Origin of the sequence: uncultured Nisaea sp. (assembly GCF_963974195.1) — a bacterium.
In the GTDB taxonomy this organism is placed as follows: domain Bacteria; phylum Pseudomonadota; class Alphaproteobacteria; order Thalassobaculales; family Thalassobaculaceae; genus Nisaea.
On the sequence record NZ_CAXBDC010000141.1, the window covers coordinates 1 to 9,137 of the forward strand.

The 9,137-nt window shown below is 60.9% G+C and carries 10 protein-coding genes, 1 tRNA gene and 1 pseudogene; 4 read left to right on the top strand and 8 right to left on the bottom strand.

The window, feature by feature from the left end; genetic code table 11:
- On the bottom strand, positions 1–515 hold a 515-nt coding region (locus AAC126_RS20435; protein ID WP_339857013.1), incomplete at its 3' end, for a response regulator.
- A gap of 224 nt (positions 516–739) precedes the next feature.
- Here AAC126_RS20435 and AAC126_RS20440 point away from each other — a divergent pair.
- Together AAC126_RS20440 and AAC126_RS20445 are read left to right on the top strand one after the other, a co-directional pair.
- A pseudogene (locus AAC126_RS20440) lies at positions 740–1,495 on the top strand (MipA/OmpV family protein).
- Positions 1,496–1,513: 18 nt separating this feature from the next.
- A complete protein-coding gene (locus tag AAC126_RS20445) occupies positions 1,514–1,735 on the top strand; it encodes a hypothetical protein (RefSeq protein ID WP_339857015.1) in 222 nt (73 codons plus the stop codon).
- 61 nt (positions 1,736–1,796) lie between these two features.
- Here the strand turns inward: AAC126_RS20445 and AAC126_RS20450 are convergent.
- A tRNA-Leu gene (locus AAC126_RS20450) sits at positions 1,797–1,883 on the bottom strand.
- Positions 1,884–2,027: 144 nt separating this feature from the next.
- Between AAC126_RS20450 and AAC126_RS20455 the strand changes: the two genes are divergently transcribed.
- Positions 2,028–2,609 carry a YqaA family protein gene (locus AAC126_RS20455; RefSeq protein ID WP_339857017.1) on the top strand — a complete coding sequence of 194 codons (582 nt, stop codon included), beginning with the start codon at positions 2,028–2,030 and terminating at the stop codon, positions 2,607–2,609.
- Positions 2,610–2,633: 24 nt separating this feature from the next.
- Here AAC126_RS20455 and mnmA read toward each other — a convergent pair whose 3' ends face one another.
- The 6 genes from mnmA to AAC126_RS20485 all read right to left on the bottom strand — a co-directional run bounded on the left by mnmA (position 2,634) and on the right by AAC126_RS20485 (position 7,996).
- Entirely contained in the window at positions 2,634–3,809 is a 1,176-nt protein-coding gene (gene mnmA, locus AAC126_RS20460; protein WP_339857020.1) for a tRNA 2-thiouridine(34) synthase MnmA, read from the bottom strand.
- Between the two features lie 114 nt (positions 3,810–3,923).
- Positions 3,924–5,111, bottom strand: coding sequence for a HAMP domain-containing methyl-accepting chemotaxis protein (locus AAC126_RS20465; RefSeq protein ID WP_339857023.1), 1,188 nt, complete (start codon positions 5,109–5,111; stop codon positions 3,924–3,926).
- 243 nt (positions 5,112–5,354) lie between these two features.
- Positions 5,355–6,044 carry a thiaminase II gene (gene tenA, locus AAC126_RS20470; protein WP_339857026.1) on the bottom strand — a complete coding sequence of 230 codons (690 nt, stop codon included), beginning with the start codon at positions 6,042–6,044 and terminating at the stop codon, positions 5,355–5,357.
- Positions 6,041–6,361 carry a 2Fe-2S iron-sulfur cluster-binding protein gene (locus tag AAC126_RS20475; protein WP_028464378.1) on the bottom strand — a complete coding sequence of 107 codons (321 nt, stop codon included), beginning with the start codon at positions 6,359–6,361 and terminating at the stop codon, positions 6,041–6,043. The genes tenA and AAC126_RS20475 overlap by 4 nt, the downstream gene beginning before the upstream one ends.
- A 38-nt stretch (positions 6,362–6,399) precedes the next feature.
- Positions 6,400–7,509: a cysteine desulfurase family protein gene (locus AAC126_RS20480; RefSeq protein ID WP_339857029.1), complete on the bottom strand. Its 1,110-nt coding sequence runs from the start codon at positions 7,507–7,509 to the stop codon at positions 6,400–6,402.
- A 73-nt stretch (positions 7,510–7,582) separates the two neighbouring features.
- Positions 7,583–7,996, bottom strand: coding sequence for an Rrf2 family transcriptional regulator (locus AAC126_RS20485; protein WP_339857032.1), 414 nt, complete (start codon positions 7,994–7,996; stop codon positions 7,583–7,585).
- Positions 7,997–8,354: 358 nt separating this feature from the next.
- Between AAC126_RS20485 and AAC126_RS20490 the strand changes: the two genes are divergently transcribed.
- Positions 8,355–9,023: an alpha/beta hydrolase gene (locus tag AAC126_RS20490; protein WP_339857034.1), complete on the top strand. Its 669-nt coding sequence runs from the start codon at positions 8,355–8,357 to the stop codon at positions 9,021–9,023.
- Positions 9,024–9,137: the final 114 nt, after the last annotated feature.

Below are 9,137 nucleotides of genomic sequence, written 5' to 3' on the forward strand. Positions count from 1 at the left end.
TCGCCACTCGTAAGATCCGTTAGCGCGCCATCGGGGGAAACCAGTGTCCGGCGATTGGCATCCAGCACCCAGCCCTCAAAATTGTAAGCCGAGCTCCCGCGATGTTGCGGGGCGATACTACCCGCCATCATCCGCCGGGTGACGGCGCGGATCCGCGCCAGCAGCTCACGCGGGTTGAACGGCTTCACCACATAATCGTCGGCCCCGATTTCCAGTCCGATGATGCGGTCTGTATCAGCGTTCATCGCGGTCAGCAGGATAATCGGCACCGCGCTTTCCGCCCGCATCCGGCGGCAGAGAGACAGTCCGTCCTCCCCTGGCATCATGATGTCGAGCACGATCACGTCGATCCGCGCATCGGCGCATACCTGAAACATTTCCACCCCGTTACGCGCCTGGCTGACGCGGAGCCCATGATCGACCAGAAAACGTGCCAGCATCGTACGGATCCGCTGATCGTCATCGACGACAAGGACATGTGTCCCGCCGCCCTGTGGGCTGCTATTCTGGGTCAATCGGTCTCTCCGTCTGCCTGAGACACTAACGCATTCATCTCCCACCGGGATCGCGCTGCAACATTCTGAAACATATTGATACGGTACCGACACGCATTCCGGCGGTGCCTTGCGTAGTTTGTCTTCGCTATACACACAGCCAATGGATTTTCGACATGAAATGCCAAATTACTAAAGCGGTCGGCGCCCGGATGACAGCCCAGATCCTGATGGTCAGCGGGTTGATGGTGCTGGGCAGTGCCTGCAGTGTTCTGGCGGAGGAAGCCGTGTCCGACTGGGAAATCCAGCTTGGCGCCGGCGCCATGGTCAAACCAGACTATGAAGGCAGCGACGATTACGAAGTCAGCCCGCTGCCCAGGGTCGAGATCAGCTACAAGGATCGCGTCTTTCTGGACGGGCCATCGCTTGGCGCCAATCTTTTCATCTGGAACGGCACCCGGCCGGGCGACCAGCTCAAGATCGGCCCGCTGGTGCGCTATCAGATGGGACGGGACGAGGATGACAATAATGCGCTGAAAGGCCTTGGCAGCGTTGACGGCTCCGCAGAGGTTGGCGGCTTCATCAGTTATGACAACGGCCCGTTCTCGGCAGGGGTAAAGGCGTTTCAGGATGTCGGCGACGGCCATGAAGGCATGATTGTCGAGCTTGAGGGCGGCTACAGGCACCGTTTCGACGACAGCTGGTCCATGCATGCCGGGGTCGCGACGACCTGGGCCGACGACGACTACACCCAGTCATTCTTCGGCATCGATGCAGGACAGTCGCTCCGCAGCGGCTATCGGGAATACAATGCCGAAGCCGGCTTCAAGGATGTCAGCCTGTCCCTCGGCGTCAGTTACGCAGTGACCGAGAACTGAAACGTCACAGGCATGGTCGGATACAGCCGCCTCATTGGCGACGCCGCCGACAGCCCTATCGTGGACGAACAGGGCTCCGCCGACGCGTTCATGACCGGACTTTTCGTCGGCTACCGCTTCTAGTCCGGATGGACGTGTGAGATGCAAAAATTCAAGACTGAAGCCGCCGCTCCGGAGTGTCCGTCAGGACACGGCCGGGCGGCCGTCGCCGATATAGAGGTCACACCGGAAATGGTCTGGGCCGCACTTGAGGAATGGTCCGGCTTCGACGAGGCGCGCGACGAGCTGGGAGCTTTGTTCGCACGCGTCTACCGGGTCATGGACGGCGCTCGGCGCATAAGCGGGACACATCACCCGGCTTGATCAAACCACTTGCGCTGGTCGGCAATCACATCAGACAAAGAGCGACGGACTGAAAAAGAGATGGTGCCCCCGGGGAGACTTGAACTCCCACTCCGTTGCCGGAAACAGATTTTGAATCTGCCGCGTCTACCGATTCCGCCACAGGGGCCCCGCCGTCGCGAGGAGCCGCATAATAGCCAAAAGAAAGGGCCGGTCAATCCGCAACCGGCAGCTTGCGCGGCAATGGTGACGACTGCTAAAGCGATGCTCGCGCCGGAAGGAACCCGGCCTGGTTTCCGGGACATCTGACAGCATGCTGCAAGCGACCTACGAGCGATTGATGCGGGCCGCCGCGCACAAGCGGGCGAATTACTGGCTGGCGCTGATTTCCTTCATCGAAAGCTCGATCTTCCCGATCCCGCCGGACACCATGCTGATCCCGATGGTGCTGGCCGACCGGCGCAATGCCTGGCGCGCGGCGGGTATCTGCACCATCGCTTCCGTACTTGGCGGCATGCTGGGCTATGCCATCGGCGCCCTGCTCTATGAAGCTGTCGGCCTGCCGTTGCTTGAATTCTACGGCTATGCGGAGAAGTTCGCTGCCTTCACGGGTCAGTATAATGAATGGGGCGCCTGGATCGTGTTCGGCGCCGGGATCACACCGTTCCCCTACAAGGTCATCACCATTGCCAGCGGCGTGGCCCATCTCGACCTTGCGGTCTTCATCATCGCCTCAGTGCTGGCCCGGGGACTCCGGTTCTATCTCGTCGCCGCGCTGTGCTGGAAATTCGGGCCGGCCGTACAGAACACCATCGAGAAAAATCTCGGGCTCTGGACCACGGCCGCCTTCCTGCTGCTGGTCGGCGGTTTCGTGCTGATTAAATTCCTGGCCTGACCGGCTTCAGGTTTCCCACCGGGATCAGGCCGCGGCGGCACTCTCTTCTGTGCCGGTGATCCAGCCACCGCCGAGCACCCGGGTCGAATCGCCGGGCGTGTAAAAGACGGCCGCCTGTCCACGGGCAATGCCGTGCAGCGGCGTATCCAGCAAGATGCGGCCCCGACCGGTACTGTCCGTATAAACCTGCGCGGATGACGGCTGGGAGGCGGAGCGCAGCTTCACATCCACCGGTGTGCCGGCCTCTCCCGGCACGGCATCGCCGAGCCAGTTCAGCTGATCCACATAGACCGTCTCGCACCCCAGCGCTTCGCGCGGGCCGACAATCACCTTCCGGGCCGCCGGATCGAGCCGGACGACATAAAGCGCTTCGGTATCCGGATTGCCGTCCTCGTCACGGCGGCCGCCGATGCCGAGGCCTTTCCGCTGACCGATGGTGAAATGGATGATGCCTTCGTGGCGCCCGAGCACCGTGCCATCGAGATGCACGATATCGCCGGGCTCCGCCGCGCCGGGACGCAGTTTCTCGACCAGCTCCGCATAGCGTCCGTTCGGCACGAAGCAGATATCCTGGCTGTCCGGCTTGTCCGCAATGGCAAGGCCGAACCTGCGCGCATGCTCGCGGGTTTCCTCTTTTTCCATGCCGCCAAGCGGGAAGCGCAGAAAATCGAGCTGCTCCCGCGTTGTCGCGAACAGGAAATAGCTCTGGTCCTTCTGCGGATCGATGGCGCGGTGCAGTTCCGCCCCGTTCTCGCCCTCGACCCGGCGTACATAATGCCCCGTGCAGAGCACGTCGGCCTGCAGCTCCCGGGCGGTCGCCAGCAGGTCACGGAACTTGACGGTCTGATTGCAGCGCACACAGGGGATCGGGGTTTCGCCCCGCAGATAGCTGTCGGCGAAATCGTCGATCACTTCCTGGCGGAACCGGCTCTCGTAATCGAGCACATAATGCGGGAAGCCCAGAGCGTCGGCGACATTGCGCGCATCATGGATATCGAGACCGGCGCAGCACGCACCCTTCTTGGCCAGAGCCGCGCCATGGTCATAGAGCTGCAGCGTGATGCCGACGACATCGTAGCCTTGCTCAGCCATAAGAGCCGCGGTCACGGAACTGTCGACGCCTCCGGACATGGCGACGACGACCCGCGTGTCCTTCGGGGCCTTGGCAATACCGAGCGAGTTGAGTGTGCGTGCTGTCATAATGGGCGCAATATAGGAATTACTGCCCGACAGGCAAGTGGCGGTTGCGCATGGCACCTGCACCCTGCACGCGGATACACCCACGCACAGGGGGCCGGGTGATGCGGTCAGGCCTCAATTGTTTTTGATATTGGTGAGGAAAGTCTGGACCTTCTCGGACAGCATGCGCGCACGTTCGCCCAGCGTCTCCGAGGCCGCCGCCATCTTGTCCGCGACCTGCAAAGTATCGGAAGAGGACCGGCTGAGGCTCGACGCCACCCCATTGACCTCGTGCGCACTGTCCGTCGCCTGACGTGTGTTCGTCGCCACGAGCTGGGTCTGTTCGTCCTGCTCTTTCATCGTGTCGGAGACTTCGCGGCTGTTCTGCTCCATCTGGTCGATGGTGTCACTCAGTTCACGAATGATGGAGACAATATTACTGGTGTTTTCCTGGTTCTCGTGGATGTGGTTCTCGATCTCGCCGGTCGCGTTCGAGGTCTGGCTTGCAAGATTCTTGACCTCATTCGCCACAACCGCGAAGCCCTTGCCTGCCTCTCCGGCCCGCGCCGCCTCGATGGTTGCGTTAAGGGCCAGCAGGTTGGTCTGCTCGGCAATATCCCGGATCAGGCCGATCACCTCCCCGATCTTCCGTGAATTATGTTCCAGAGTCGCAATCGCCTCGTCGGCGCTGCGCGCCTTCTCGACGGCCTGGGTCGCGATGCGGCTTGAGGTCAGGACACTCTCCAGAACCCTCTGGATGGAGCGGGAAAGCTCATCCGCTGCCTGACTGACCAGATCCACGCTCTGGGCCGCCGTCACGGCAGAGGCCTCCAGCTGGCCGGACTGGCTCTGGTTCGTGCCCGCCACCTGGTCCAGGGTCTGTGCGGTCTCCTTCAGATCCCCGACGGACGCCGCCAGATCGTCCATGAAGTTCTTGATCACCGCCTCGAACTCGTCCGTGAGCTTCGAGACCCGGTGATACTTCTCGATCTCCACTTTCTGGAGACGCTCTTTCTCCGCACGCGCTTCGTTCTCACGGATGATGTTCTGCTTGAAAACCAGCATAGCCCGGGCCAGTTCGCCGATCTCGTCCTGCCGGTCCACGTGATCAACCGCGACATCGGTCCCGCCGCTCGCCAACACGGATGTGGTTCTTGTCAAAGATGTCAGCGGATTGGTGATCCGGAAGAAATAGACCCAGACCGTTACAGCGATCCCGAAGATCATCACCGGCGGCACACCCCAGAAGGCGAGACCGATAACATCCCGCAGCCCGCCAATCTCCTGCCCGAGCCTGGCGGAATTTTCGGGATTTGCGCTCATGCTCGCCCAGGTCTGTTGCAGCGAGCCTATCTCATGATGAAGCGCTGTCACGGCGGCAACCAACAACACGCCAAACAGCACCAAGCCGCAAATTACCAGCCAGGCAATATGCTTGATCCGGATTTCCAGTGTACGTCTCGCCAGCTATGGGATTGATCTAAATCAGAAAATTCATAAATACAGTTTACCGTGTCAGGTCCGGTAAAAACAATGAAATCCTAATTCGCGTGAGGCGGCATCACCTCACGCATTGGCGGCGCGCAGCCCCATCTGCCAGAAATCCCGCTCCAGCACGGTTGCCGCCTCGAAGGTTTTGGCCAGATCGGCGAACCGGTCTTCCCCGCCGCGCCGGGCCGCGAGAGCGTCGAGATGGGCGGCCGCACCGCGTGCGACCTCCTGATAGTCCTCACCCGCATACATCTCAATCCAGGCGAGATAGGGGTTGCCGTCCCGCTTCGTTGCCGGATCCGCCGCGAGCCGGGCTCCGATCACGCCATAGCCGACCACGCAGGGTGCCAGTGCCACATGCAGGTCCAGCATGTCCCCCGCCATGCCGCGCTCCAGCACATAGCGCGTATAGGCCATGCAGGCCGGGTCTTCCGGCAGCGCGGCCATCTCTGCCTCGCTCAGCCCCCAGCCGGCGCAATATTTGACATGCAAATCCATCTCGATATCGAGAATGCCGGAGATGACGGCGGAGGCCGCGCGCATATCCTCAAGCCGGTCGGCCTTGTAGACCGCAAGGCCGTAGGCCCGGGCGAAATGGATCAGAAACAGGTAATCCTGGCCGAGATAATGTTTGAACGCCGCTTCCGGCAAGGTGCCGTCCGCCATGCCGGCCACGAAAGGATGTGCGGTATAAGCCTGCCACGCATCCGGTGCCGCGGCGATCAGCCGGCCGAGGAAGCCATCTTCAGGGACGAGACCGCTCACGCCGTGCCGTCCGGCGGCAGGGTCACGACCAGACCGTCGAGTTCCTCGGTAATGCGGATCTGGCAGCCGAGGCGGGACGTGTCGACAATGTTGAACGCGAGATCGAGCATGTCTTCCTCGTCGTCGCTCGGCGCCGGAACCTTCTCGTACCATTCCGGAGCGACGTGGACGTGACAGGTCGCGCAAGCGAGACAGCCCTCACAGGCGCCTTCGATATCGACATCGTTTTCGCGCGCAATCTGCAGCAACGTGTATCCGAGCGGGGCATCGACTTCCTGACGGGTACCGTCACGGCCGATGAATGTCATGCGGGGCAAATCACTCTCCGTTCGAGATCCGCTCGAAGGGCGGATTATTATTGGTCGGTTGACGAGCGTTTGTACAAATCGCACCAGGCCGCGACAAGCCTGTCGATATCCTCGTCCGTCGTTTCCCACCCGATTGAGACACGAATCGCGGTTTCCGCATCCGGTGAGTCCGGGTCCATCGCATCCAGCACATGGCTGCGCCGGACTTTGCCGGACGAGCAGGCGGAGCCCGAACTAATGGCAATCCCGGCAAGATCCATCGCGATCACCTGGGTCTCCCCCCTGGCCCCTCGAATAGATACACAGCTGGTATTTGGCAGGCGCGCCACTCCCGAGGAAAATATCCGTGCGCCATTCCCTGCCACCATAACTGCCGCCTCGAACCGGTCACGCAGCGCCGAGACCCTTTGCCAATCGCCAAGCGCCCTCAATGAAGCCTCCGCCGCGGCACCAAAACCGGCAATGCCGATCTTGTTCTCCGTCCCGGAGCGCCGCCCCTTCTCCTGCCCGCCGCCGGACTGGACAGCTTTCAAATCCAGCCCCTCACGCACGACAAGTGCGCCAACACCCGACGGCCCACCGATTTTATGGGCCGAAAGCGACAGCAGATCGACGCCTGCTTCCTTCATGTCGACGGGGAGTTTGCCCGCGGCCTGCACCGCGTCGCTGTAGACGAGAGCTCCGTGCTCATGCGCGATCTCGACAATCCGGTCGATTGGCTGCACCACGCCTGTCTCGTTGTTCGCCCATTGCACGGCGACAAGAGACGCCTCTCCGCCCTGCGCCAGAGCGGATTTCAGCTCCGCAAGGTCGAGCACACCATCGCCATCCACCGGTAACCGGACAGCATCCGGCATGGCCGCAAGAACCGCGTCATGCTCGATAGCACTTGTGATGATACGGGAACGCCCGCAGCCCTTCAGCGCCAATGCAGAGGCTTCGGTGCCGCCGCTGGTGAACACCACCGATTGAGGGGCAGCACCGACCAAAGCCGCCACCTGGCGGCGCGCGGTTTCCACCAGGGCTCGGGCGGCCCGGCCGGGGCCATGCACGGAAGACGGGTTTCCCACGACGTCCATCGCACCGACCATCGCGGCACGGGCTTCATCCCTTAGCGGCGCTGTCGCGTTATAGTCCGCATAGACTCTGTCTGGCATTGTTGCCCCAAATCCCGGCCAATCGCTCAGCCGAGATAAGCAGGCGGGACAAGACCGTCAAGGAAGGAGCGCGTCAGTGCGGCACGCGCCCGCTCATCAAATCCTCGACTGTTACCTTGTCCAGATAACCAAGAACCTGACGTCCGACTTCTTCCCAGAGAGGTTTTGTCGGATCATCCGAACATCCCCTGGCCGCGAACATGCCATCGTCGTCCTGATTACCTCGCACCGGGTGTTCAATCGCCGTCATGACATCGGAAATTTTGATTTGCGACGGTTCGATCGCAAGAAGATATCCGCCACCAGGTCCCCGGACACTCTTCACGAAGCGCGCCTTTCGGAGCTGAGCGAACATTTGCTCAAGGTATGAAACCGAGATTTTTTGCCTTGAGGCTATCTCTGCGAGAGAGACTGGCCGACCATCATCATGTCGGGCCAGGTCGCAGACAGCCATAACTGCATAGCGCCCTTTAGTACTGAACTTCACGTTATTCGACCCCCGTGCCGATATGGTCACTGCTCACCGAGGCCCCAACAAACGGTGAACATTGCAGCAGAACGGAGGTCCCGTCCGTTCAGTTACGAAATAGCGGCCAATTTTCTATGGCCATAATGCGCATCGACCTATGCTTCCGTTACCGGGCAGCAATGCTACACTTGTATTTTACAGCCCGAGTAAGCTAAAGCCAGACTCTTGCTGTTAGATTGAGATTACAGCTAATACGCAATAAATGTAAACCGGGATAGAGACGGATTACCCTGATATGCTCGTGATGTGCAGTCAGCAGTTATCCGCCCGACCGGATCGGGTGAGCCGGAAGACCGGCGGTTGAGGAACGGATCGTATGCCTGAAGTCATTATGAATGGTCCCGAGGGGCGCCTTGAGGGACGTTACGTCCACAGCAAGAAAGAAAATGCTCCCATCGCCCTGCTGTTGCATCCGCATCCGCAGCATGGCGGGACCATGAATAACAAAGTCGTCTACTCGATGTTCCAGAACTTCGTGAACCGCGGATTCTCGACTTTGCGTTTCAATTTCCGCGGAGTCGGCCGGAGCCAGGGCGTGTTCGACCGGGGCGAGGGCGAGCTCAGCGATGCCGCCTCCGCGCTGGACTGGCTGCAGACCTATAACCCGAATGCGCCCTATTGCTGGGTCGGCGGCTTTTCCTTTGGTGCCTGGATCGGCATGCAGCTTCTGATGCGCCGCCCGGAGATCACCGGTTTCATCTCGATTGCCCCGCCGGCCAACATGTTCGACTTCACCTTCCTCGCCCCCTGCCCGGCCTCGGGCATCATGGTGCATGGCGATTCAGACGATGTCGTACCGCCGGACTCCGTGAAAAAGCTGGTCGACAAGCTGTCGGCCCAGAAAGGCATCGTCATCGACCATGTCGTGGTGAAGAACGCCAATCATTACTTCACCAAGCATCTGGAAGATGTGAACAAGGCGGTCACCGGCTATCTGAACAAATCCCTGCCGGAGAGCGAACAGCTCCCCGAAGCGCAAAAGTAAGACACGCTTCAGCCGGGCTTGTACTCAGCCCGGCATGTGCAAGGTGCCGCCTGACAGCGGCACCGGCGCCCGGGTCGTGCCAGGGAAGGTCAACGGCTTTCCCTGCAGGCTGCG